The organism is Pseudomonas sp. DCB_BI (assembly GCF_026240995.1).
Taxonomy (GTDB): Bacteria; Pseudomonadota; Gammaproteobacteria; order Pseudomonadales; family Pseudomonadaceae; genus Aquipseudomonas.
The window spans coordinates 82774-107341 of the sequence record NZ_JAPFCG010000013.1 but is presented as its reverse complement, the minus strand read 5'-3'; the positions used below and the strand labels follow the sequence as shown (position 1 = coordinate 107341).

General features: G+C 63.0%; 24 protein-coding genes. 16 read left to right on the top strand and 8 right to left on the bottom strand.

All coding sequences use genetic code 11. From position 1 onward, the window contains the following. Positions 1-84: 84 nt before the first annotated feature. The 4 genes from OO258_RS15730 to OO258_RS15715 form a co-directional block, all read right to left on the bottom strand. Complete coding sequence (locus OO258_RS15730; RefSeq protein WP_033725791.1) at positions 85-564, bottom strand: CS1 type fimbrial major subunit; 480 nt, start codon at positions 562-564, stop codon at positions 85-87. Between the two features lie 220 nt (positions 565-784). After that, positions 785-2449: a cation acetate symporter gene (locus OO258_RS15725; protein WP_110745574.1), complete on the bottom strand. Its 1665-nt coding sequence runs from the start codon at positions 2447-2449 to the stop codon at positions 785-787. After that, on the bottom strand, positions 2446-2757 hold the full coding sequence (locus OO258_RS15720; RefSeq protein ID WP_110745575.1) for a DUF485 domain-containing protein: 312 nt from the start codon (positions 2755-2757) through the stop codon (positions 2446-2448). Before OO258_RS15720 ends, OO258_RS15725 begins: the two co-directional genes overlap by 4 nt. A gap of 246 nt (positions 2758-3003) precedes the next feature. Beyond that, complete coding sequence (locus OO258_RS15715) at positions 3004-3864, bottom strand: glycine betaine ABC transporter substrate-binding protein (protein WP_110745576.1); 861 nt, start codon at positions 3862-3864, stop codon at positions 3004-3006. A 197-nt stretch (positions 3865-4061) separates the two neighbouring features. Here OO258_RS15715 and OO258_RS15710 point away from each other — a divergent pair, with 197 nt between their 5' ends. Beyond that, positions 4062-5627: a beta (1-6) glucans synthase gene (locus tag OO258_RS15710; protein ID WP_266031429.1), complete on the top strand. Its 1566-nt coding sequence runs from the start codon at positions 4062-4064 to the stop codon at positions 5625-5627. A 264-nt stretch (positions 5628-5891) separates the two neighbouring features. On the opposite strand, the gene OO258_RS15705 is transcribed toward OO258_RS15710, so the two are convergent. Then, complete coding sequence (locus OO258_RS15705) at positions 5892-6245, bottom strand: hypothetical protein (RefSeq protein WP_266031427.1); 354 nt, start codon at positions 6243-6245, stop codon at positions 5892-5894. A 190-nt stretch (positions 6246-6435) separates the two neighbouring features. Here OO258_RS15705 and OO258_RS15700 point away from each other — a divergent pair, with 190 nt between their 5' ends. Both OO258_RS15700 and OO258_RS15695 read left to right on the top strand, forming a co-directional pair. Next, a complete protein-coding gene (locus tag OO258_RS15700) occupies positions 6436-7734 on the top strand; it encodes a serine/threonine protein kinase (RefSeq protein ID WP_266031425.1) in 1299 nt (432 codons plus the stop codon). Then, entirely contained in the window at positions 7727-8554 is an 828-nt protein-coding gene (locus OO258_RS15695) for a VacJ family lipoprotein (RefSeq protein WP_266031424.1), read from the top strand. Before OO258_RS15700 ends, OO258_RS15695 begins: the two co-directional genes overlap by 8 nt. Before the next feature lie 55 nt (positions 8555-8609). Here OO258_RS15695 and OO258_RS15690 read toward each other — a convergent pair whose 3' ends face one another. Both OO258_RS15690 and OO258_RS15685 read right to left on the bottom strand, forming a co-directional pair. Then, the gene (locus OO258_RS15690) at positions 8610-9758 is read right to left on the bottom strand and encodes a patatin-like phospholipase family protein (RefSeq protein ID WP_266031422.1); all 1149 of its coding nucleotides are present in this window, start codon (positions 9756-9758) and stop codon (positions 8610-8612) included. Positions 9759-9904: 146 nt separating this feature from the next. Continuing rightward, on the bottom strand, positions 9905-10840 hold the full coding sequence (locus OO258_RS15685) for a lipid A biosynthesis lauroyl acyltransferase (protein ID WP_266031420.1): 936 nt from the start codon (positions 10838-10840) through the stop codon (positions 9905-9907). 111 nt (positions 10841-10951) lie between these two features. On the opposite strand from OO258_RS15685, the gene minC reads away from it, so the two are divergent. The 7 genes from minC (at position 10952) to OO258_RS15650 (ending at position 18198) form a co-directional block, all read left to right on the top strand. Continuing rightward, complete coding sequence (minC, locus tag OO258_RS15680) at positions 10952-11713, top strand: septum site-determining protein MinC (protein ID WP_110745583.1); 762 nt, start codon at positions 10952-10954, stop codon at positions 11711-11713. Positions 11714-11822: 109 nt separating this feature from the next. Then, entirely contained in the window at positions 11823-12635 is an 813-nt protein-coding gene (gene minD / locus OO258_RS15675; RefSeq protein ID WP_003252574.1) for a septum site-determining protein MinD, read from the top strand. A gap of 3 nt (positions 12636-12638) precedes the next feature. Further along, a complete protein-coding gene (gene minE, locus OO258_RS15670; RefSeq protein ID WP_003252572.1) occupies positions 12639-12893 on the top strand; it encodes a cell division topological specificity factor MinE in 255 nt (84 codons plus the stop codon). A gap of 151 nt (positions 12894-13044) precedes the next feature. Further along, positions 13045-13680, top strand: coding sequence for an RluA family pseudouridine synthase (locus OO258_RS15665; RefSeq protein ID WP_266031418.1), 636 nt, complete (start codon positions 13045-13047; stop codon positions 13678-13680). 737 nt (positions 13681-14417) lie between these two features. Then, complete coding sequence (locus OO258_RS15660; protein WP_266031416.1) at positions 14418-15707, top strand: M18 family aminopeptidase; 1290 nt, start codon at positions 14418-14420, stop codon at positions 15705-15707. 125 nt (positions 15708-15832) lie between these two features. Beyond that, positions 15833-16000 carry a hypothetical protein gene (locus OO258_RS15655; RefSeq protein ID WP_012271002.1) on the top strand — a complete coding sequence of 56 codons (168 nt, stop codon included), beginning with the start codon at positions 15833-15835 and terminating at the stop codon, positions 15998-16000. A 44-nt stretch (positions 16001-16044) separates the two neighbouring features. Next, complete coding sequence (locus tag OO258_RS15650) at positions 16045-18198, top strand: mechanosensitive ion channel family protein (RefSeq protein ID WP_110745627.1); 2154 nt, start codon at positions 16045-16047, stop codon at positions 18196-18198. A 39-nt stretch (positions 18199-18237) separates the two neighbouring features. Here the strand turns inward: OO258_RS15650 and OO258_RS15645 are convergent, their stop codons facing one another. Then, positions 18238-18951, bottom strand: a complete 714-nt coding sequence (locus OO258_RS15645) for a UTRA domain-containing protein (RefSeq protein ID WP_266031412.1) — start codon at positions 18949-18951, stop codon at positions 18238-18240. A 318-nt stretch (positions 18952-19269) separates the two neighbouring features. On the opposite strand from OO258_RS15645, the gene OO258_RS15640 reads away from it, so the two are divergent. The 6 genes from OO258_RS15640 to OO258_RS15615 all read left to right on the top strand — a co-directional run bounded on the left by OO258_RS15640 (position 19270) and on the right by OO258_RS15615 (position 24558). After that, a complete protein-coding gene (locus OO258_RS15640; protein WP_266031411.1) occupies positions 19270-20334 on the top strand; it encodes an ABC transporter substrate-binding protein in 1065 nt (354 codons plus the stop codon). 147 nt (positions 20335-20481) lie between these two features. Then, entirely contained in the window at positions 20482-21288 is an 807-nt protein-coding gene (locus OO258_RS15635) for an alkaline phosphatase family protein (protein WP_110745588.1), read from the top strand. Continuing rightward, on the top strand, positions 21285-22115 hold the full coding sequence (locus OO258_RS15630) for an ABC transporter permease (RefSeq protein WP_266031410.1): 831 nt from the start codon (positions 21285-21287) through the stop codon (positions 22113-22115). The genes OO258_RS15635 and OO258_RS15630 overlap by 4 nt, the downstream gene beginning before the upstream one ends. Continuing rightward, positions 22105-22899: an ABC transporter permease gene (locus tag OO258_RS15625; protein WP_110745590.1), complete on the top strand. Its 795-nt coding sequence runs from the start codon at positions 22105-22107 to the stop codon at positions 22897-22899. The genes OO258_RS15630 and OO258_RS15625 overlap by 11 nt, the downstream gene beginning before the upstream one ends. A 1-nt stretch (position 22900) precedes the next feature. Beyond that, positions 22901-23890: an ABC transporter ATP-binding protein gene (locus tag OO258_RS15620; protein ID WP_266031409.1), complete on the top strand. Its 990-nt coding sequence runs from the start codon at positions 22901-22903 to the stop codon at positions 23888-23890. Between the two features lie 14 nt (positions 23891-23904). Continuing rightward, positions 23905-24558: an HAD family hydrolase gene (locus OO258_RS15615; RefSeq protein WP_266031408.1), complete on the top strand. Its 654-nt coding sequence runs from the start codon at positions 23905-23907 to the stop codon at positions 24556-24558. The last annotated feature ends 10 nt before the right edge of the window (positions 24559-24568 follow it).

Sequence of the window (24568 nt, the reverse complement as noted above, 5' to 3'; positions counted from 1 at the left end):
TCGCTTGCGGGCAATACCTGCCCGCCCTGCGGCAAGCGCCGAGGGCAGGAACAGGCAACAACGGATGAACGATGGGGGGGTGAATCAAGGCGTGCCAGTTTCGAAGATCATGCTCACCAGGCCTTGGTAGTTGCCTGGCTCATAACCCGCGGCGGGGGCTGGCTGGGCTGCAATTTCGAAGCCGACGATCGCCCCCGGTGCGGCCTGGGTGGCGCTGACCACTTCGACTGGAGTGGTCTGCAACACGGTGTCGCCAACCTTCACATCCAGGCCAATGTTGTGGGAACCGCTGGCAATGACGGCGGGCGAGACCAGGTAGGCATTGATAGCGCCAACGGTGCTCTTGACCTGCAGCTCCTTGCGGACCGGGTCGAGCTTGGCCTGATTGGGGTTCCAACCCAGCTCTTGCGGGTCGTTCATCCAGTTGCCGCCCACCGGCTCGACGAAGAACGCATCGGTCGGCACCTGGGCAGTGACCTGCACTTGCTTTTCGATCGGGTCCAAGGCGTGGGCGGCACCGGCAAACAGCATGGCCAGAGGGAGGGCAAGCAGCATACGTTTCACGATCAAATCTCCTTGAGGGAATCACTGGCTGAGGGGCGACTGCCCGATCAGTAGTGGCGATTATTCGTGAACGCTGGCGATTGGAAGTTAGGACCGTTCCGAGCGGATTTAGGAAATTTCCCAAGGGATGCAGTTTGCCAGTATTGCCGGGCCGGCCCCGGAAAGCACAACGCCCCGGCTGGCGGGGCGTTGTGCGTTTCAGCGCATCAAGGCTACTGGATCAGTGGGAAACCGCCCCGCTGGCACCCAGGCCAGTTTGCGAACGCACGAACTGCGGGAAGAACTTCGCACGCTCGTCATCCGCTGCGGTGGACTTGTCGGTAATCGAGAAGAACCAGATGCTGACGAAGGCAATCGCCATCGAGAACAGTGCCGGGTACTCGTACGGGTAGATCGGTTTCTCGTGGCCGAGAATCTGCACCCAGATGGTCGGGCCGAGGATCATCAGCGTTACCGCACTCACCAGGCCCAGCCAGCCGCCGATCATGGCGCCGCGGGTGGTCAGTTTCTTCCAGTACATCGAAAGCAGCAGGACCGGGAAGTTGCAGCTGGCGGCAATGGAGAACGCCAGGCCGACCATGAAGGCGATGTTCTGCTTCTCGAACAGGATACCCAGGCCGATCGCCAGCACGCCAAGGGCGACGGTGGTGATCTTCGACACGCGGATCTCGTCCTTGTCGTTGGCCTTGCCTTTACGCCAGACACTGGCGTAAAGGTCGTGGGACACCGCCGAAGCACCGGCCAGGGTCAGGCCGGCAACCACCGCCAGGATGGTGGCGAAGGCCACAGCCGAGATGAAGCCGAGGAACACGCTGCCACCCACCGCATTGGCCAGGTGCACCGCCGCCATGTTGTTGCCACCCAGCAGGGCACCGGCGGCGTCCTTGAAGGCCGGGTTGGTGCTGACCAGCAAGATGGCGCCAAAGCCGATGATGAAGGTGAGGATGTAGAAGTAGCCGATGAAGCCGGTGGCGTACAGCACGCTCTTGCGCGCTTCCTTGGCGTCACTGACGGTGAAGAAGCGCATCAGGATGTGCGGCAGGCCGGCTGTGCCGAACATCAGCGCCAGGCCCAGCGAGAAGGCCGAGATCGGGTCCTTGACCAGGCCGCCCGGGCTCATGATCGCTTCGCCCTTGGCGTGTACCTTGATCGCTTCGGAGAACAGGGTGTTGAAGTCGAAGCCGACGTGCTTCATCACCATCAGCGCCATGAAGCTGGCACCCGACAGCAGCAGTACCGCCTTGATGATCTGTACCCAAGTGGTGGCCAGCATGCCGCCGAACAGCACGTACAGGCACATCAGGATACCCACCAGGATCACCGCCACGTGGTAATCCAGGCCGAACAGCAGCTCGATCAGCTTGCCGGCACCGACCATCTGCGCGATCAGGTAGAACGCCACCACCACCAACGAACCGGAGGCCGACAGGGTGCGGATTTGCTTTTGCCCGAGGCGGTACGAGGCAACGTCGGCAAAGGTGTACTTGCCCAGGTTGCGCAGGCGTTCGGCGATCAGGAACAGAATGATCGGCCAGCCCACCAGGAAGCCGATCGAGTAGATCAGGCCGTCGTAGCCAGAGGTGAACACCAGTGCGGAAATGCCCAGGAACGAGGCGGCCGACATGTAGTCGCCGGCAATTGCCAGGCCGTTCTGGAAGCCGGTGATCTTGCCACCGGCAGCGTAGTAGTCCGATGCCGACTTGTTGCGCTTGGAGGCCCAGTAGGTGATGCCGAGGGTAAAGGCGACGAAGGCCACGAACATGGCGATGGCGGAAACGTTCAGCGGTTGTTTCTGCACCTCGCCGGTCAGGGCATCGGCGGCCCACACGGCGGGTGCAAAGGCTCCGCAGGCCAGGACGGCCAGGGCTTTGGCGTGGCGGATCATTGTTGCGCCTCCTTCAGGATGGCCTTGTTCAGCTCATCGAATTCGCCGTTGGCGCGGCGCACGTAGATGGCGGTCAGGACGAATGCCGAAACGATCAGACCGACGCCCAGGGGGATACCCCAGGTGATCGATGACTCAGGGCTGAGCTTGGCGCCGAGCACTTGAGGACCGTAGGCGATAAGGAGGATGAAAGCGCAGTACAGGCCGAGCATGATCGCCGAGAGGATCCAGGCGAAGCGTTCGCGTTTGCTGACCAGCTCCTTGAAGCGGGGGCTGTTTTGTATCGAGAGGTAAATGCTGTCGTTCATTGTTTTTGTCCTAGCAGCACAGGTAGGGGATGGAACCCACACCCTTACTTTATGCTGCCGATGAACGCCAACCAGACGACCTTAGTCTTAGATGCAACGGTGTTTTACCGATTGCGTAACAAAGAAAAGATTGGGCCAGGGCGGGAAAGGGACCGGCTTCGGTTTAGCGGTCGGGCATAAAACGAGCGCCGCGCGGGCGGCGCTCGATCCAACTGGCGCTAAAAAACCAACGGCAAACGCCCTCAGTTACTTGCCAGTCCACTCCTTCACGCGATCAGGGTGCTTGGCCACCCAGTCCTTGGCTGCCGCGTCAGGCTTGGCGCCTTCCTGGATCGCCAACATCACTTCACCGATCTCGTCCTTCGACTGCCAGCTGAACTTCTTCAGGAACTCGGCCACTTCCGGCGCCTTGGTCGCCAGTTCCTTGCTGCCGATGCTGTTTACGGTTTCCGCCGCGCCATACACCCCTTTCGGGTCTTCGAGGAACTTCAGCTTCCACTTGGCGAACATCCAGTGCGGCACCCAGCCGGTCACCGCAATCGACTGCTGCTTGGCATAGGCACGGCCCAGTTCTGCGGTCATTGCCGCACCCGAACTTGCCTGCAACTTGTAACCGGTCAGGTCGTAGTCCTTGATCGCCTGGTCAGTCTTGAGCATTACGCCCGAGCCTGCGTCGATGCCGACGATCTTCTGCTTGAAGCTGGTGTCGGTCTTGAGGTCGGCGATGCTCGCCGCCTTGACGTACTCGGGGACGATAAGGCCGATCTTGGCATCCTTGAAGTTGGCGCCGTAGTCGACCACGTTGTCCTTGTTCTTGGTCCAGTACTCGCCATGGGTCACCGGCAACCAGGCCGACAACATGGCATCGAGCTTGCCGGTGGCCACGCCCTGCCACATGATCCCGGTGGCCACGGCCTGAAGCTTCACGTCGTAGCCGAGTTTCTGCTTGATCACTTCGGCGGCCACGTTGGTGGTCGCCACGCTATCGGCCCAACCATCCACGTAACCGATGCTGACTTCCTTGGCCATTGCCTGTGCTGCGCTCATTGCCAGTACCAGGGCGGTACCTACACCCAGGAAACGTCGCATTTTTTTCAAAGTTGCCATCAAAGCATCCCCTCGTCAGGTCTTGGAGATTGCATCATCTTCCTGCAACACCGGGCGACCTGATCCAGCTGCGACCTGTACCCGCCCCATATGCGACAGCACTGTGCCATTAGCGCCATCGGCCTACAGCGGTCTACGTGATCCTTGCATGCCAAAGCTTTGGCGCCGGGCTACTATCTACCCTTTTGCGCCTGACGATGGACCGCCCGATGCCCAGTTCTGCCCGCCTGCTGCTGCCGTTGTACCTGCTTGCCTGCCTGTTGGCCCTGCTCGGCCTGGGGGCGCTCTGGTACGGGCTTGGCAAGCCGGTACACCTGCCCGACGCGGCCAGCCCCACGCACAAGTTGCAGTGCGCCTCGTACACCCCGTTCGACAAGGACCAGTCACCCTACGACCAGCCGTTTCGCCTGCGCCCGCAACGCATGGACGCCGACCTGGCGCTGCTCGCCGAGCGATTCCAGTGCATACGTACCTATTCCATGAGCGGTCTTGAGGCCATTCCGGCGCTGGCGCGCAAGCATGGCCTGAAGGTGATGCTTGGGGCCTGGGTGAACAGCCACCCGGCCGATACCGACAGAGAGATCGACCTGCTGATCGCTGCTGCCAACGCCAACCCCGATGTTGTCAGCGCGGTGATCGTCGGCAACGAGACCCTGCTACGCAAGGAAGTTACCGGTGCACATCTGGCCAAACTTATCGCCCGGGTGAAAAGCCAGGTAAAGGTGCCGGTGACCTACGCGGATGTCTGGGAGTTCTGGCTGCAACACCCGCAGATAGCCCCGGCGGTGGACTTCCTGACCATCCACCTGCTGCCCTACTGGGAAGACGACCCACGCGGCATCGACGATGCCCTGGCGCATGTCGCCGATGTACGCCAGGTGTTCGGCACGCGCTTTGCGCCCAAGGACATCCTGATCGGCGAGACCGGCTGGCCCAGCGAAGGCCGCCAGCGCGAGACAGCGGTGCCCAGCCGGGTCAATGAGGCACGCTTCATTCGGGGCTTCGTGGCCATGGCCGAGCGCAACGGCTGGCACTACAACCTGATCGAGGCGTTCGACCAGCCATGGAAACGTGCCAATGAGGGCGCGGTGGGGGGCTACTGGGGGCTGTATGACGCCGACCGGCAGGACAAGGGCGTGCTCGAAGGGCCGGTGAGCAACCTGCACTACTGGCCGCAGTGGTTGCTGGCCAGTGCCCTGCTGATGCTCGTCATGCTGGTGCTGGCCGGGCGCCCTGCCACACCGCTGGCGGCTGTGCTGCTGCCGTTGCTGGCAGCGTTTGGCGCAGGTTGCCTGGGCTTGTGGGGCGAATTGATGCGTACCCATGCGCGTTTTGCCGGGGAATGGCTGTGGGCGCTGGCGCTGGCCGGGTTGAACCTGCTGGTGCTGGCGCATGCCCTGTTGGCGCTGGCGCGCCGGGCGGGCTGGCGTGAGCGGCTGTTCGCCTGGCTACAGGCACGGGCTGGCTGGCTGCTGCTGGCGGCGGGCTTCGCCGCAGCGGTAAGCATGCTGGCCATGGTGTTCGACCCGCGTTACCGCAGCTTCCCCAGCGCAGCGCTGGCATTGCCGGCGCTGGTCTATGTGCTGTGGCCGGTGCGCGCACGGCGGGCGGAGGTGGCGTTGCTGGCGTTTATCGTCGGGGCCGGGGTGGCGCCGCAATTGTTTGTCGAAGGGCTGGAGAACCGGCAGGCCTGGGGCTGGGCGGTGGTGAGTGTGCTGATGACGGCTGCGTTGTGGCGGAGTTTGCGGATGCGCAAGGTTTGAGATCCGGGGGCCGCTATGCGCCCCATCGCAGGTGTGTGCAGCGCTTTCTGTGGGGGATTCTATGGTTCCTGGCAATGGGATCAGGGTTGCCAGGTGCTCGCCATGGCATCTTCAGCGCCTGTGAGATCGAGCGCCGCGCGGGCGGCGCTCGATCTCATAGGCGCTGCATACTTTGTGGCCAACACCTATCAGCCTTGATGCGATTGAGGGATCTTGAGCGGAGATCGTGTGAACTTTCAAGGCCCCTATCAGATTCGCCATGGGTCACCTGACCAACCGCAACCCCGCCAGCACCAGCGCAAACACTGCAATGCTGGCGGTGTACAGCACCAGCGCCGGCACCGCGAACACCAGGGCCAGCACCGCCAGCCACCAGCTAGCGCGGCCGGGAGCCACCTGCGCCAGCAGCGCCAGGCCCAGCCCACCCCAGGCCAGCACCTGGTGGTGAATGCCCAGCCCCAACAGCGAGCGCACCTCGCACTGCCAATAGGCCGCCGGCGACGTGCACAACCCTACCCACTGCCCGTCTTCCATCAGCCCATAACGCACGCCATAACTGGCCGCGAGCCACAGCCCGACAAACAGCACCAGCAGTGCAACCGGCAGCGAACGAGACATCCTGTTCTCCAATAGCGGTAATCGAAAGCATCCATGATCGCTTATGGGCTGTTGTAAGGCAAAATCACAACCCTGCAGCTATGTTGCAGATAACAAGCACACCAAAGGCCACCGCGACTGGCAACTTTGCCCGGTCGGCTGTGGTCCTAGCCTGCACACTGCTCGACCTTGCGTTCTTTTGGGGGATTACATGCTTCGATCTTTGCGCCTCGCTGCCCTGCTCGGCAGCCTGCTCATGGCTGTGGCCGCTTCTGCGCGGGATATCGACGCGGCAAGCTACGGCTACCCCTTGACCAACCCGTTCGAGGCGACCATCGCCACCACGCCGCCCGAGCAACGCCCGACCCTGCCCGGCGACGACGAAATCAACCAGTCCGACTACAGCCTGAACCTGCGCCCGGAGCGCGAGTTCACCCTGCCCGACAACTTCTGGGCAGTGAAGAAGCTCAAGTACCGCCTGGCCCGCCAGGACCGTGAGGCGCCGCTGATCTTCATCATCGCCGGCACCGGTGCCCCCTACACCAGCACCATCAACGAATACCTGAAGAAGCTGTTCTACCAGGCCGGCTTCCACGTGGTGCAACTGTCGTCGCCCACCAGCTACGACTTCATGAGCGCCGCCTCGCGCTTCGCCACCCCCGGCATCAGCCAGGAAGACGCCGAAGACATGTACCGGGTCATGCAGGCCGTGCGTGCCCAGCACCCCCGCCTGCCGGTCAGTGATTTCTACCTCACCGGCTACAGCCTGGGTGCGCTTGATGCCGCCTTCGTCAGCCACCTGGACGAAACCCGCCGCAGCTTCAACTTCAAGCGCGTGCTGCTGCTGAACCCGCCGGTCAACCTTTACACCTCGATCAACAACCTCGACAAATTGGTACAAACCCAGGTCAAGGGCATCGACCGCAGCACCACCTTCTACGAGCTGATGCTGGAAAAGCTCACCCGCTACTTCCAGGACAAGGGCTACATCGACCTCAATGACGCCTTGCTGTACGACTTCCAGCAGTCCAGGCAGCACCTGTCCAATGAACAGATGGCCATGCTCATCGGCACCTCGTTCCGCTTTTCGGCGGCCGACATCGCCTTTACATCCGACCTGATCAACCGCCGCGGCCTGATCATTCCGCCGAAGTTCCCGATCACCGAGGGCAGCAGCCTCACGCCGTTCTTCAAGCGCGCCCTGCAGTGCGACTTCGACTGCTACATGACCGAGCAGGTGATCCCGATGTGGCGCGCCCGCACTGACGGCAACAGCATCCTGCAACTGGTCAACCAGGTGAGCCTGTATGCCTTGGAGGACTACCTGCGCAGCAGCGACAAGATCGCCGTGATGCACAACGCCGACGACGTCATCCTCGGCCCTGGCGATATCGGTTTCCTGCGCAAGGTGTTCGGTGACCGCCTGACGCTTTACCCCCATGGCGGCCATTGCGGCAACCTCAACTACCGCGTCAACAGTGACGCCATGCTGGAGTTCTTCCGTGGTTAACAAACTCCTCTTCGCCACTGCCCTGCTTGCCGCCGGCCACGCCCTGGCCGCCGAAACCGCCCCACGGGCAAGCGTTGTCGAAGCCGACCCGCAGGTGGTCGGCACCGCCCCGCTGGTGCCTGAAGCCGATGGGTTCATCGACCCGCTGCGCGAGCTCAAATTCAACCCGGGGCTGGACCAGCGCGAGTTCGAGCGCTCCACCCTGGAGGCGCTGAACGTGTACGACCCGCTGGAGTCGATCAACCGGCGCATCTACCACTTCAACTACCGGCTGGACCAGTGGGTGCTGCTGCCGCTGGTAAGCGGCTACCAGTACGTAACACCGCGCTTCGTGCGCACCGGGGTGAGCAACTTCTTCAACAACCTTGGCGATGTGCCGAACCTGTTCAACAGTGTGTTGCAGTTGAAGGCCAAGCGCTCGGCAGAGATCACCGCACGGCTGATGTTCAACACCATCATCGGGGTGGGTGGGCTGTGGGATCCGGCGACCAGCATGGGCCTGCCACGGCAGAGCGAAGACTTTGGCCAGACCCTGGGCTTTTACGGCGTGCCGAACGGCCCGTACCTGATGCTGCCGGTGCTGGGGCCATCGAACCTGCGTGATACCACCGGGTTGGTGGTGGACTATGCGGGTGAGCAGGCGGTCAACTACCTGAACGTGGCAGAAGCCAGCACCGACCACCCGGAGATCTTCGCCCTGCGCGTGGTGGACAAGCGCTACACCACCAACTTCCGCTACGGCCAGCTGAACTCGCCGTTCGAGTACGAGAAGGTGCGGTACGTGTACACCCAGGCGCGCAAGTTGCAGATAGCCGAGTAAACCTGCTTCGGCCTGGGGGTTTGGCTTGCTGGAGTTGAGGCCGGAACCGGCGGCATCAAACCCCCAGGAATTGGCACAACTCGCGCTTCTTCGCCAAAGCGTCCCGCCGCCCCAGGTCGATCAGTTCGCTGCAATAACTTGCCTCGAAAAGCAAATAGCTCAACACCCCCGCCCCGCTGGTACGCGTTGCCCCCGGCCCACGCAGGAACAGGCGCAGCGCTGCCGGCAACTCGCGCCGGTGCCGCGCGGCAATCTCGTCCAGCGGCTGGCTGGGCGCAACCACCAGCACCTCGATCGGCGCCAGGCCCAGGCGCCGTGCATCCAGGTGCGCCGGCAACAGCCGGCTGAGGTGATTGAGCCGCTGCAATAGCTCGATGTCATCTTCCAGGCTATCGATGAAAGTGCTGTTGAGCATGTGCCCACCAATCTGCGCCAGGCTCGGTTGCTGCCCGCTGAACACGCGCTGGGTGGGCAACGGTGGCGCCGGCCGCTGCGGGTTGCCGCTGACGCCGACCACCAGCACCCGGCTGGCGCCCAGGTGCAGGGCCGGGCTGATCGGTGCCGACTGGCGGACCGCACCGTCACCGTAATACTCGTCGCCCAACTGTACCGGGGCGAACAACAGCGGGATCGCCGCGCTGGCCAGCAGGTGGTCGATGGTCAACGCGGTGGGCACGCCGATGCGACGGTGGCGCAACCAGGCTTCGATGGTGCCGCGGCCTTGGTAGAAAGTTACCGCCTGGCCAGACTCGTAACCGAAAGCGGTCACCGCTACGGCGCGCAACTGGTCGGCCGCCAGGGAACGGGCGATGCCATCCAGGTTCAGGTGCGCCTCCAGCAAACCGCGCAACGGGCTGCTGTCGAGCAAGGCCACCGGTGCCTGGCCGCCCAGGCCGAGCAGGTTGTGGCTGACGAAGCGGCTGGCCTGACGCACCACCCCTGGCCAGTCGCTACGGATCACAAGGTGGCTGCTAAAGTTCTGCCAGAAGGCCGTAAGCCGTTGCACGGTCTGGTTGAACTGGCTGGCGCCGCTGGCCAGGGTTACGGCGTTGATGGCCCCGGCGGAGGTGCCGACGATGACCGGAAACGGGTTGCGGGCGCCCGCGGGCAGCAGCTCGGCGATGCCGGCCAGCACGCCGACCTGATAGGCGGCGCGGGCACCACCGCCAGAAAGGATAAGACCGGTTACCGGGGGTGGTGCCATGGCGTCCTTCCTGGGGTTGAGGTGCCTACATGCCCGACCGCTTCGCGGGCCCATCCGCTACCACGGGCCCCGCAACATTCAGAACCCGTGGTAATCCTGTGACAGCGGGTTTACCCGCGAAGCAGCCAGACCGGCTGACACAGGGTTCAGCGCTTTTTCTTGTCATACAGCCGCGGCGCCCCTTCGGGCCGCGACTTGAACCGGCGGTGCGCCCACAGGTACTGCTCGGGGCACTCGCGCAACACACGTTCGACCCACTGGTTGATGCGCAGGCAGTCAGCTTCTTCGCTCTCGCCGGGGAAATCCGCCAGCGGCGGGTGGATGACCAGACGATAGCCGCTGCCATCCTCCAGGCGCTTCTGGGTGAACGGAATCACCTGCGCCTTGCCCAGCCGGGCAAACTTGGTGGTAGCGGTGACCGTCGCCGCCGGGATGCCGAACAACGGTACGAAGATGCTCTGCTTGGCGCCGTAGTCCTGGTCCGGTGCGTACCAGATCGCCCGACCAGAGCGCAGCAGCTTGAGCATGCCACGCACGTCCTCGCGCTCCACCGCCAGCGAATCAAGGTTATGGCGTTCGCGGCCGCTGCGCTGGATGAAGTCGAACAGCGCGTTACCGTGCTCGCGGTACATGCCGTCGATGGTGTGCTGCTGGCCAAGCAGCGCGGCGCCGATTTCCAGGGTGGTGAAATGCACCGCCATGAGGATCGCGCCCTGCCCCGCCTGCTGGGCGGCCTGCAGGTGCTCCAGCCCTTCGATGTGGGCCAGGCGCGCCAGCCTGGCCTTGGGCCACCACCAGCTCATGGCCATTTCGAAGAAGGCGATGCCGGTGGAGGCAAAGTTGGCCTTGAGCAAACGCTGCCGTTCGTCGATCGACAGCTCCGGGAAGCACAGTTCGAGATTGCGCGCGGCGATGCGCCGCCGCTCGCCGGCGAAGTGATACATCAGCGCGCCCAGCGCGGCACCGATTTTCAACAGCACCCGGTACGGCAGCTGGACCACCAGCCACAGCAGGCCCAGGCCCAGCCACAGGCCCCAGAACCTGGGATGAAGGTAATAGCGACGAAAACGCGGGCGTTCCATTGAAGCATCCGGAAAGACAAAGGCCGCGCATTCTACAACGGATCAGTGCATGTTGCGGGCAACCGGTGTTCTCGTTATAAGTCAGGGCACTTTTTTCGCAACAAGCCGTCTATGCAGACCATGAGCCCAAACCACACACCCGACACCGCCTCCGTGTTCCAGCTCAAGGGCAGCATGCTCGCCATCACGGTACTGGAACTGGCGCGCAATGACCTTGAAGCCCTCGACCGCCAGCTGGCGGCCAAAGTCGCCCAGGCACCTAACTTTTTCAGCAACACGCCGCTGGTGCTGGCGCTGGACAAGTTGCCGGCCGACGAAGGGGCAATCGACCTGCCCGGCTTGATGCGGATCTGCCGCCACCACGGCCTGCGTACCCTGGCCATCCGCGCCAACCGCATCGAGGACATCGCCGCCGCCATCGCCATCGACCTGCCGGTGCTGCCACCGTCCGGCGCCCGTGAGCGACCGCTGGAGCCTGAACCCGAAGTGGTGCGCAAACCGCAACCGGCACCGGCGCCAGCCCCGGCCGCCGAACCCGAAGTTCGCCCGACCCGCATCATTACCGCGCCGGTACGGGGTGGCCAGCAAATCTACGCCCAGGGTGGCGACCTGATCGTTACCGCCTCGGTCAGCCCGGGTGCGGAACTTCTCGCCGATGGCAACATCCATGTGTACGGCCCCATGCGCGGCCGCGCCCTGGCCGGCATCAAGGGCAATACCAAGGCGCGTATCTTCTGCCAGCAGATGACCGCCGAAATGGTTTCCATCGCCGGCCAGTACAAGGTCTGCGAAGACCTGCGCCGCGACCCGCTGTGGGGGACCGGCGTGCAAGTCAGCCTGTCTGGTGACGTGTTGAACATCACCCGTCTTTAACGGATACTTGCCAGCATTTTTAGAGCAACTTTTTCACTGTTGCCGTTATTTAAGCTATTTCAGTTATTTGCAGGGACCCGTGTCCCGACTATTTTAGGGGTGAAACACCTTGGCCAAGATTCTCGTGGTTACTTCCGGCAAGGGGGGTGTGGGCAAGACCACCACCAGCGCCGCCATTGGTACCGGCCTCGCACTGCGCGGCCACAAGACCGTCATCGTCGACTTCGACGTGGGCTTGCGTAACCTCGACCTGATCATGGGCTGCGAGCGCCGCGTGGTGTATGACTTCGTCAACGTGGTCAACGGCGAAGCCAACCTGCAGCAGGCCCTGATCAAGGACAAGCGCCTCGAGAACCTGTACGTGCTGGCCGCCAGCCAGACCCGTGACAAGGACGCGCTGACCCAGGAAGGCGTGGAAAAAGTACTGATGGACCTGAAAAAGGACTTCGAGTACGTCATCTGCGACTCCCCGGCCGGTATCGAAAAAGGCGCGCACCTGGCGATGTACTTCGCCGATGAAGCGATTGTCGTGACCAACCCGGAGGTGTCTTCGGTACGTGACTCCGACCGCATGCTGGGTATCCTGTCGAGCAAATCGCGCCGCTCCGAGAACGGCGAAGAGCCGATCAAGGAACACCTGCTGATCACCCGCTACCATCCCGAGCGCGTGGTGAAGGGCGAGATGCTCAGCGTCGCCGACGTCGAAGAAATCCTGTCGATCAAGCTCAAAGGCGTCATTCCGGAGTCCCAGGCTGTGCTCAAGGCGTCCAACCAGGGTATCCCGGTCATCCTCGATGACCAGAGCGACGCCGGGCAGGCCTACAGCGACGCCGTCGATCGCCTGCTGGGCAAAGAGAAGCCAATGCGCTTCATCGATGTACAGAAGAAAGGATTCTTCGAGCGCATTTTCGGGAGCAAATAAACCATGAACCTTTTTGACTTCTTTCGTGGCAGGCAGAAACAGACCAGCGCGTCGGTAGCGAAAGAGCGTCTACAGATCATCGTGGCGCACGAGCGCGGCCAGCGCAGCGAGCCGGACTACCTGCCGGCACTGCAGAAAGAGCTGCTGGAAGTGATCCGCAAGTATGTGAACATCGGCAATGACGACGTGCATATCGAGCTGGAAAACCAGGGCAGCTGCTCGATTCTGGAGCTGAACATCACCCTGCCGGATCGCTGATCCGCGCCAAAAGCCGGGGCTGCCTTGCAGCCCTTTCGCCACAGAAGGCCGCTCCCACAAGGGTTACTCATGACCCTGTGAGAGCGGCCTTGTGTTGCGAAAGGGGGGCAAAGCGGCCCCAGCGTTTTCTGCTATTTTCGTGAGAACTGCAATGCCGCTGTCGAATGTCCAGATCCTCTTCGAAGACGCCGCCATCCTGGTGATCAACAAACCGACCCTGCTGCTGTCGGTGCCTGGCCGCGCCGAGGACAACAAGGACTGCCTGATCACCCGCCTGCAGGAAAACGGCTACCCGGATGCACTGATCGTGCACCGCCTGGACTGGGAAACCTCCGGCATCATCCTGCTGGCGCGCGATGCCGACAGCCACCGCGAACTGTCACGCCAGTTCCATGACCGCGAGACCGAAAAGGCCTACACCGCATTGTGCTGGGGCCAGCCGACACTGGACAGCGGCAGCATCGATTTGCCGCTGCGTTACGACCCGCCCACCAAACCGCGACACGTCGTGGACCATGAGCAGGGCAAGCATGCCCTGACCTTCTGGCGGATCGTCGAGCGTTGTGGGGATCACTGCCGGGTCGAGCTGACGCCGATCACCGGCCGCTCGCACCAGTTGCGCGTGCACATGCTGTCGATCGGCCACCCGCTGCTGGGTGACCGGCTGTATGCCAACCCCGAAGCGCTGGCTGCCCATGAGCGGCTGTGCCTGCATGCCTCCATGTTGAGCTTTACCCACCCAGTGTCCGGGGAGCGGTTGAAGTTCGAGTGCCCGGCACCGTTCTGATCTTGCAGGGTCGGTACCGGCCTCTTCGCGGCTAAAGCCCCACAGTGATTGCGCTTGATTATAGAAACTGAGCAAGCCAGTTGTTTCCCCCACGTACTGCATCAGCCTCAAGCCAGCGGGGGTACCTGTGGGAGCGGGCTTGCCCCGCGAAGAATTCAACACGGTGCATGGCACGGGCTTCGCCCGTGTTCGCGGGACAAGCCCGCTCCCACAGTCCAATTGCGCTAGATTCTAGAAATTGAGCAAGCCAGTTGTTTCTCCAGGTACTGCATCAGCCTCAAGCCTGCGGGGTACCTGTGGGAGCGGGCTTGCCCCGCGAAGAATCCAACACGGTGGATGGCACGGGCTTCGCCCGTGTTCGCGGGACAAGCCCGCTCCCACAGTCCAATTGCGCTAGATTCTAGAAATTGAGCACGCCAGTTGTTTCTCCAGGTACTGCATCAGCCTCAAGCCCACAGGGATCGCGCTAGATTCTAGAAATCGAGCAAGCCAGTTGTTTCCCCAGGTACTGCATCAGCCTCAAGCCTGCGGGGTTGGACTGTGGGAGCGGGCTTGCCCCGCGAAGAATCCAACATGGTGCATGGCACCGGCTCCGCCGGTGTTCTCGGCTGAAGCCACTCCCACAGGGACCGCGCTGCTCTCAGGGGCTGTGCAATACCTGTGGGAGTGGCTATAGCCACGACACAAATTGTCGACATTGTGCGTTAAACTCGCGCCACTGCTGTCTGGAGTGAGCTATGCGCGACGCACTGAATTCTGGCCTTATCGACTTCCTCAAGGCCTCCCCAACGCCCTTCCACGCCACCGCCAGCCTGGCCCAGCGCCTGGAGGCGGCCGGCTACCAGCGCCTTGACGAGCGCGACAGCTGGCTCACCGAGCTTGGCGGCCGCTACTACGTCACCCGTAACGATTCTTCGATCATCGCCATTCAGTTGGGCAAGCAAGACCCGCTGCTCAACGGTATTCGCATGGTCGGCGCGCACACCGACAGCCCGTGCCTGCGGGTCAAGCCGCAGCCCGAGCTGCAGCGCCATGGCTTCCTGCAACTGGGGGTGGAAGTCTATGGCGGCGCCCTGCTGGCACCGTGGTTCGACCGCGATCTGTCGCTGGCCGGGCGCGTCACCTACCGCCGTGACGGCAAGGTCGAAAGCCAGCTGATCGACTTCAAGCTGCCGATCGCGATCATCCCCAACCTGGCGATCCACTTGAACCGCACCGCCAACGAAGGCTGGCAGATCAATCCGCAGAACGAATTGCCGCCCATCCTCGCCCAGGTGGCTGGTGACGAACGCGTCGACTTCCGCGCCCTGCTCACCGAACAACTGGCCCGCGAACACGAACTGATCGCCGACGTGGTGCTGGACTACGAACTGAGCTTCTACGACACCCAGAGTGCCGCCCTGATCGGCCTGAACGGTGACTTCATCGCCGGCGCCCGCCTGGACAACCTGCTGTCGTGCTATGCCGGCCTGCAAGCGCTGCTGGCCGCCGATAGCCATGAAACCTGCGTGCTGGTGTGCAACGACCACGAAGAAGTCGGCAGCTGCTCGGCCTGCGGTGCCGATGGCCCGATGCTGGAGCAGACCTTGCAGCGCTTGCTGCCAGACGGCGACGCCTACGTGCGTACCATCCAGCGCTCGCTGATGGTGTCGGCCGACAATGCCCACGGGGTGCACCCCAACTACGCCGACAAGCACGACGGCAACCACGGCCCCAAGCTCAACGCGGGGCCGGTGATCAAGGTGAACAACAACCAGCGCTACGCCACCAATAGTGAAACCGCCGGGTTCTTCCGCCACCTGTGCATGGCCGAGGAAGTGCCGGTGCAAAGCTTTGTGGTGCGCAGCGACATGGGCTGTGGCTCGACCATCGGGCCGATCACGGCAAGCCACCTGGGCGTGCGCACGGTGGATATCGGCTTGCCGACCTTTGCCATGCATTCCATTCGCGAGCTGTGCGGCAGCCATGACCTGGCGCACCTGGTGAAGGTGCTGACCGCCTTCTACCGTAGCCGCGAGCTGCCTTGATGTAGCCAGGCCGGCCTCTTCGCGGGCCAGCCCGCGAAGAGGCCAAACCTGCTCAAGGTCAATCCCGCTTCGCTTGCAAAGGGCTATGCTTATTACATGGCCCCACTGCAAAAGGATTGCTGTCCATGTCCCCGTTTCTGTCGCTGTTCGTGCCGGTGTTCCTGTTCCTGTTGCTGCTGACCATTGGCTTCAGCATGCGCGAACGCAATATTGGGGTACTGATGATGTGGATCGGCACCTTGGGCATTTTTGGCCTCACCTGCTGGAAGATCCTCGAGAAACTGCCGACGTAAACCTCTACACTCGGTCAATCGTTTGACCTGAGGTAGATTTGCCAGTGCCTGCCCTCCTGCGTTACCTGTTCCTGCTGCTGTTGCTGTTCATCCCACCGACCCAGGCGGCCGGCCTGCCGAGCCTGCTGGGCGGTAGTGCGCCCGCACAACCAGAGGCCACCGAGCCGCTGGGCAAGTCGCTGGACGAGGTGATCAAGAACCTCGAAAACGACCAGCAACGGGCCAAGCTGCTGGCGGACCTGAAAAAGCTGCGCGACGCCACCAAACAGTCACAACCCAGTGTCGAACAGGGCGTGCTCGGCCTGATCGGCGGCGCCCTGCATGACTTCGAGAAACAGTTCAGCGGCGACGCCAGCCCGTTCCACCGCTGGGCCGCGGAAATCGAGCTGGCGCAAACCGAACTGACCGAACTGATGGTACCGGTGCACCAGTGGCCGGCCATCCTGTTCGGCTTTGCCGCAGTGATTGCCGTGTGGAGCATGCTGGCCTATGCCTTCAACTGGGTCGGGCACCGGATACGCCTGCGCTTCGGCCTGAGCGAAGAATTGCCACAGCACCCGCGCACCTGGGATCTGGTGCGCTTTGCCTTGCGCAAGCTGGGCCCGTGGCTGGTAGCGCTGGTGTTCACCGTGTACCTGAGCTTCGTACTGCCACCGTCGCTGGGTAAATCACTGGCCATGGTGCTGGCCTACGCCCTGGTGGTCGGCACCTGCTTCTCGGCCATCTGTGTCATCGCCTTCTCGTTGCTCGATGGCCCGCACCGCCATCGCGCCCTGCACATCCTGCGCCACCAGGCGTTCCGCCCGCTGTGGCTGATCGGCAGCTTCGCCGCATTTGGCGAGGCGATGAGCGACCCGCGCATGCTGGTGGCTCTCGGCACCCACCTTGCCCACGCCCTCGCGACCCTGGCCAACGTCATCGCCGCGCTGTGCACCGGGTTGTTCATCCTGCGCTTCCGCCGTCCGATCGCCCACCTGATCCGCAACCAGCCGTTGTCGCGGCGCCTGACGCGGCGCACGCTCAGCGACACCATCGAGATTCTCGGCAGCTTCTGGTTCATCCCGGCGCTGATCCTGGTGGCGATCTCGCTGTTTGCCACCTTCGTGTCTGCCGGCGACACCAGCACCGCGCTGCGCCAGTCGCTGATGTGCACCGTGCTGGTGGTGGTGTGCATGGTGCTCAACGGCCTGGTACGCCGCCACGCAGCCAACCCCAAGCGCGCCAGCAAACGCCAGGCGGTGTACGCCGAGCGCCTGCGCAACTTCGGCTACCTGCTGGTGCACCTGCTCATCTGGCTGCTGTTCATCGAGCTAGGCTTGCGCGTATGGGGCCTGTCGATGATCAGCTTCGCCGAAGGCGACGGCCACGACATCAGCGTGCGCCTGCTGGGCCTGGCCGGGACGCTGATCGTCGCCTGGCTGGTGTGGATCCTCGCCGACACCGCCGTGCACCATGCCCTGGTGCGCTCGCGCCGGGGCTTGGCCAATGCCCGCGCGCAAACCATGATGCCGTTGATCCGCAACGTGATGTTCGTGGTCATTTTCATCATTGCGGTAATCGTCGCCCTGGCCAACATGGGCATGAACGTCACCCCGCTGCTGGCCGGTGCCGGCGTGATCGGCCTGGCCATCGGTTTTGGCGCACAGTCGCTGGTGGCCGACCTGATCACCGGGCTGTTCATCATCATCGAGGACTCGCTGGCCATAGACGACTATGTGGATGTGGGCGGCCACCTTGGCACGGTGGAGGGGCTGACCATTCGCACCGTGCGCCTGCGCGATATCGACGGCATCGTGCATACCATCCCATTCAGCGAGATCAAGAGCATCAAGAACTACTCGCGCGAGTTCGGCTACGCGATCTTCCGCGTCGCGATCCCGCACAGCATGAACATCGACCAGGCCATCACGCTGATTCGCGAGGTGGGGCAGAAACTGCGCAACGACCCGCTGATGCGCCGCAACATCTGGTCGCCGCTGGAGTTGCAGGGGGTGGAAAGTTTCGAGTCAGGGTCGGCGATCTTGCGGGCGCGGTTCAAGACAGCGCCGATCAAGCAATGGGAAGTGTCGCGGGCATTCAACCTGGCGCTGAAGCGGCAGCTGGACGAGGCTGGGCTGGACCTGGCGACGCCGCGGCTGTCGGTGCAGGTGGTGACCGCCGGGGGTGGCGGGATGGCAGAAACCGGTTCATCCAGCTAGGGCCCTGTCGCGGGCAACCCCTGGGAAGCAATCGTCGCGCTAGCCCACCTGGGCGCGGATGCGGATTGCATCATGCCGCCAAAACTCCAGGTCACAGTCGATCAGGTGCCCATGCTGGTCACTGTTGACCCGGGTGATGTGCAACCCCGGGCTGCCCGCCGACATTTTGAGTGCACTGGCTGCCGCCACCGGCAATGCCGTGGGCAAAATCTCGAAGCACACCTGCCCATAGCGGATGCCGTACACCCGCCCATAGATCTCGGTCAGCGACTGCGCCAGGTCCTGTTCGAGAATATCCGGAAAATACCGGGGGTTGAGGTAATGCTCGGCGTACAGCACCGCTCGCCCATCGATACGGCGTAACCGGCAGATCTGCACCACACTCGACAACGCCGGCAACTGCAGGCGCGCACAGATGGCCGCCGAGGCTGGCTGCAGCCGCGCCGACAACAGCTCGGTGCTGGCCACTCGCCCCTGTTCACGCACCATGGCATGGAAGTGGCTGCGCTGGATCAGGTCGTAGGTCAGCCGCTGCGGTGCAACAAACCAACCGCGGCGTTCTTCGCGGTAGATCAAGCCTTGGGCTTCCAACTGCACCAGCGCCTCGCGCAGGGTAATGCGGGTGGTATCGAACACCTCGCTGAGCCGGCGCTCGGCCGGCAGCTTGCCGCCCGGCGCCAGCAGGCCGTGCTCGATCTGCTCCTGCAAGGCATGGCAGATGGCTGTTACCGCACGCGGTGGCGTCGACTGCATCAAAAGGTTACCTATCTGGACTAGTCCAGCCCCACGAAGGGGCCTGTGAAGATTAGTGCAGCCTAGGCAGGGCTGATGAACATCCTGTGACAAAGGCCAGCAGCAAGCACTGCCAAAAACGCGCCAGCCCAGCAGAACCGGGCCAGTCAGGTGGTCTACGCTGTAGTCTCAGGGCCGTTTCAGGTGTAGCCCTACATCAAATTGTCACGCAAGCGGCCTACCTTGGCTCAAGCTTTGCTGACCTAGACCAACGGTCACCAGACAACCGCTTCACTCAAAACAACGATCGCTAAAGGCACCCATACCAAGGAGCTTCGGATGAAAAAGTTGTTCATGGCGTCACTGCTCGGCTCGGCCATCACCTTGTGCACCTCGGCCATGGCCGCCGGCCCTGATCTCAAGGCTTTGGAAGACGCCGCCCGCAAGGAAGGTACCGTCAACAGCGTGGGCATGCCTGATGCCTGGGCCAACTGGAAAGGCACATGGGAAGACCTTGCCAGCAAATATGGCCTCAAGCACAGCGACACCGACATGACCTCGGCCCAGGAGCTGGCCAAGTTCGAGGCAGAGAAGGACAACGCCAGCGCCGACATTGGCGATGTGGGTGCCGCCTTCGGCCCGATCGCGGTGACCAAGGGCGTGAGCCAGCCGTACAAGCCAAGCACGTGGGACCAGGTGCCGGAGTGGGCCAAGGACAAGGATGGCCACTGGGCGCTGGCCTATACCGGCACCATCGCCTTCATTATCAACAAGGACCTGGTCAAGGAAGAAGAACGGCCGAAAACCTGGCATGACCTGGAAAAAGGCAAGTACAAGGTTGCCATCGGTGACGTCGGTACCGCCGCCCAGGCTGCCAACGGCGTGCTGGCTGCGGCCATTGCCTACAAAGGTGATGAAACCAACGTAGCACCAGGCCTGCAGCTGTTCACCAAGCTGGCCCAGCAGAAGCGCCTGTCGCTGGCCAACCCGACCATCCAGACCTTGGAAAAAGGTGAAGTGGAAGTCGGCGTGGTCTGGGACTTCAACGGCCTGAGCTACCGTGAACAGATCGACCCCAAGCGCTTTGAAGTGCTGATCCCCTCCGATGGTTCGGTGATCTCCGGCTATACCACGGTCATCAACAAGTACGCCAAGCACCCCAACGCGGCCAAGCTGACCCGGGAATACATCTTCAGCGATGCCGGGCAGATCAACCTGGCCAAGGGGCATGCTCGGCCAATCCGTGCCGAGCACCTGAAGCTGCCGGCGGATGTGCAGGCCAAGTTGCTGCCTAACGAACAGTACGGTGCAGCCCAGCCGATCAAGAATGCCGAAGCCTGGGAAGCCACTTCGAAGAAACTGCCGCAGATGTGGCAGGAGCAGGTGATCATCGAGATGGAGTAACAGGCCAGCTTGTCTAGTGCCTGGACGGGCCCTTTCGCGGGGTAAACCCGCTCCCACAGGGACAGCACAGGTCTTGAGCCTTGTGCAGTACGTGTGGGAGCGGGTTCACCCGCGAAGAAGCCAACGCGGTTTATGACTGGAGCCACCATGCAACACAACGTCATCCTGGTCTTGCTCGACGGCCTCAACTACCAGGTCGCCCACCACGCCATGGGCCACCTGCACGCCTACGTCGAGGCCGACCGCGCCGCGCTGTACCGCGTGGAATGCGAACTGCCATCGCTGTCGCGGCCGCTGTACGAGTGCATCCTCACCGGCGTACCCCCCATCGACAGTGGCATCGTGCACAACAACGTCAACCGCCTGTCCAACCAGCGCAGCGTCTTCCACTACGCGCGCGAGGCCAACCTGGGCACTGCAGCGGCGGCCTATCACTGGATGAGCGAACTGTACAACCGCTCGCCCTTCGACCCGCAGCGCGACCGCCATACCCACGCGCCCAAGCTGCCGATCCAGCACGGGCTGTTTTACTGGGACGACCGTTACCCCGATTCGCACCTGCTGGCCGACGGCGAATACCTGCGCCGCCGCCATGCACCGAACTTCCTGCTGGTACACCCGATGAGCATCGACGACGTCGGCCATCACCATGGCCTGGACAGCAGCCAGTACCGCAACGCCGCGCGCAGCGTCGATATCCTGCTGGCTGACTACCTGCCGGGTTGGCTCGAGGAGGGCTACCAGGTACTGGTGACCGCCGACCATGGCATGAACAACGACCGCTCGCACAACGGCCTGCTGGCTGAAGAACGTGAAGTGCCGTTGTTCGTGTTTGGCGACGCCTTCAGCCTCGACCCGGCAGCCAAGCCACTGCAGACCGAGCTGTGCGGGACCATCTGCGAACTGCTGGGCGCTGCCCACGACAAGACGGTGTGCCGGGAGTTGCTCAAGTGAACCGTGGCCGCTACCTGGCCCTGCTCTGCCTGCTGCCGTTCGCCGTGTTCTTCGTCATCTTCCAGGTCGCGCCACTGGGCTGGGTGGCGATCAACAGCCTGCAATCGGATGCCGGTTGGGGCGTGGCCAACTTCAGCAAGGTGTTCGCCTCGAAGTTTTACCTGCAGGCGCTGCAACGCAGCCTGGAGATCAGCTTCTGGTCGAGCCTGTTCGGCATCATCATCGCCACCCTCGGTGCCTATTCGCTGCGTCAGGTGGATTCCAGACTGCGCGATTTCGTCAGCGCCTTCGCCAACATGACCAGTAACTTTGCCGGGGTGCCGCTGGCCTTTGCCTTCATCATCCTGCTCGGTTTCAACGGCGCGCTGACCCTGCTGCTGAAGCAGGTCGGCCTGCTGGAAGACTTCAGCATCTATTCCAAGAGCGGCCTGATTCTGGTGTACACCTACTTCCAGATCCCGTTGGGCGTGTTGCTGCTGTACCCGGCGTTCGACGCCCTGCGTGAAGACTGGCGCGAATCGGCCGCGCTGCTGGGCGCCAACCACTGGCAATTCTGGCGGCACATCGGCCTGCCAGTGCTGACCCCGGCCCTGCTTGGCACCTTCGTCATCCTGCTGGCCAACGCCCTGGGCGCCTACGCCACCGTGTACGCGTTGACCACCGGCAACTTCAACGTACTGCCGATCCGCATCGCTGGCCTGGTGGCCGGTGACATCAGCCTCGACCCCAACCTGGCCAGCGCCCTGGCGATGGTACTGGTCGGGCTGATGACGCTGGTCACGGTGGTGCACCAATGGCTACTGAAACGGAGCTACCATGCGCGCTGACACCCGTTCCGGCGGCTGGTACCACCGCGCCGTGGTCTACCTGCTGTTCCTGATCCTGCTGCTGCCTCTGGCCGGCACCCTGCTCTACTCGCTGGCCACCAGCTGGTCAGCCAGCCTGCTGCCCAGCGGCCTGACCTTCAAGTGGTACATCGCACTGTGGAGCGAGCCACGCTTCCTCGCCGCCTTCGGCCAGTCGCTGCTGGTGTGCGTGGGCGCGCTGCTGCTGTCGGTGGTGCTGATCCTGCCGCTGCTGTTCGTGGTCCACTACCACTTCCCCAGGCTCGACGCGCTGATGAACATCCTCATCCTGTTGCCGTTCGCGGTACCGCCGGTGGTGTCGTCGGTGGGTCTGCTGCAGCTGTATGGGAGCGGGCCGATGGCCATGGTCGGCACGCCGTGGATCCTGATTGGCTGCTACTTCACCATTGCCCTGCCGTTCATGTACCGGGCCATTACCAACAACCTGCAGGCCATCAACCTGCGCGACCTGATGGACGCCGCCCAGCTGCTCGGCGCCAGCACCTGGCAGGCCGCATTGCTGGTGGTGCTGCCAAACCTGCGCAAGGGCCTGATGGTGGCACTGCTGCTGTCGTTCTCGTTCCTGTTCGGCGAGTTCGTGTTCGCCAACCTGCTGGTCGGCACCCGCTACGAGACCCTGCAGGTGTACCTGAACAACATGCGCAACAGCAGCGGCCACTTCAACAGCGCACTGGTTATCTCTTACTTCGCCTTCGTGCTGGTACTGACCTGGGTCGCCAACCGCCTGAACAAGGACAAGACCTGACATGAGCTTCGTCAGCGTACAGAAACTGCACAAGAGCTATGCCGGCAGCCCGGTGTTCGAGAGCATCGACTGCCACATCGACCGCGGCGAGTTCGTGACCCTGCTCGGCCCCTCGGGCTGCGGCAAGTCCACCCTGCTGCGCTGCATTGCCGGGCTGACCCCGGTGGACAGCGGGCAGATCCTGCTGGACGGCCACGACATCGTGCCGCTGAGCCCGCAAAAGCGTGGCATCGGCATGGTGTTCCAGAGCTACGCGCTGTTCCCCAACATGACCGTGGAGCAGAACGTCGCCTTCGGCCTGCGCATGCAGAAGGTTAAGGCCGACGAAAGCCAGCTGCGGGTGCGCGAGGCACTGGAGCTGGTGGAGCTGGGCAAGTTTGCCGGGCGCTACCCGCACCAGTTGTCAGGCGGCCAGTGCCAGCGCGTGGCCCTGGCCCGCTCGCTGGTCACTCGCCCGCGCCTGTTGCTGCTCGACGAGCCGCTGTCGGCGCTGGATGCGCGCATTCGCAAGCACCTGCGCGAGCAGATTCGCGCCATCCAGCGCGACTTGGGGCTGACCACCATCTTCGTCACCCACGACCAGGAAGAGGCACTGACCATGTCCGACCGCATCTTCCTGATGAACCAGGGGCGCATTGTCCAGAGCGGCGATGCCGAAACCCTCTACACCGCGCCGGTGGACCTGTTTGCCGCCGGCTTCATCGGCAACTACAACCTGCTCGACGCCGACAGCGCCAGCCGCCTGCTGCAACGCCCGGTGGCCAGCCGCCTGGCGATCCGCCCGGAGTCGATCAGCCTGGGCCTCGACGGCGAACTGGACGCCGAGGTACGCAGCCATAGCCTGCTGGGCAACGTGATCCGCTACCGGGTGCAGGTGCGCGGCGTGGAACTGGTGGTCGACGTGCTCAACCGCTCGCCAGCCGACCTGCATGCTGACGGGCAGCGGGTAAGCTTGTCGATCGACCCCACGGCGCTACGCGAAGTGGCTTAAGGAGATTCATCACGATGGCACTGGCAATTTTCGATCTGGACGAAACCCTGATCCACGGCGACTGCGCGTCGCTGTGGAGCGAGCAGATGGCCCGGCTGGGCTGGGTCGATGGCAAGGAGTTCCTGCGCCGCGACCACGAACTGATGGAGGCTTACGGCAAGGGTCACCTGCGGATGGAGGAGTACATGGCCTTCAGCCTGGAGCCTATCGCCGGGCGCACCCTGGAAGAGGTCGAGCACCTGGTCGAACCGTGGGTTGAAGAGGTGATCGAGCCGATCATCTACGGTGACGCCTGCCGTTACATCGCCAAGCACCGCAAGCGCGGCGACCGTATCCTGATCATTTCTGCTTCTGGCACGCACCTGGTCGGGCCGATTGCAGCGCGGCTGGGGGTAGATGAGTACCTGGCGATCGAGCTGGAGGCGGTGAATGGGGTGTACACCGGCAAGACCCGTGGGGTACTGACCTACCGCGAAGGCAAGATCACCCGTTTGCTGGAATGGCTGGACCAGGAGCAGGAGAATCTGGAGGGGGCGAGTTTCTATTCCGACTCGCGCAACGACTTGCCGTTGTTACTGAAGGTGGATCACCCGCACGTTGTGAACCCCGATGCGGTGTTGCGCGAGCATGCCGAGACCAACGGCTGGCCGATTCTCAGCTGGAACTGAAGATTCGTGT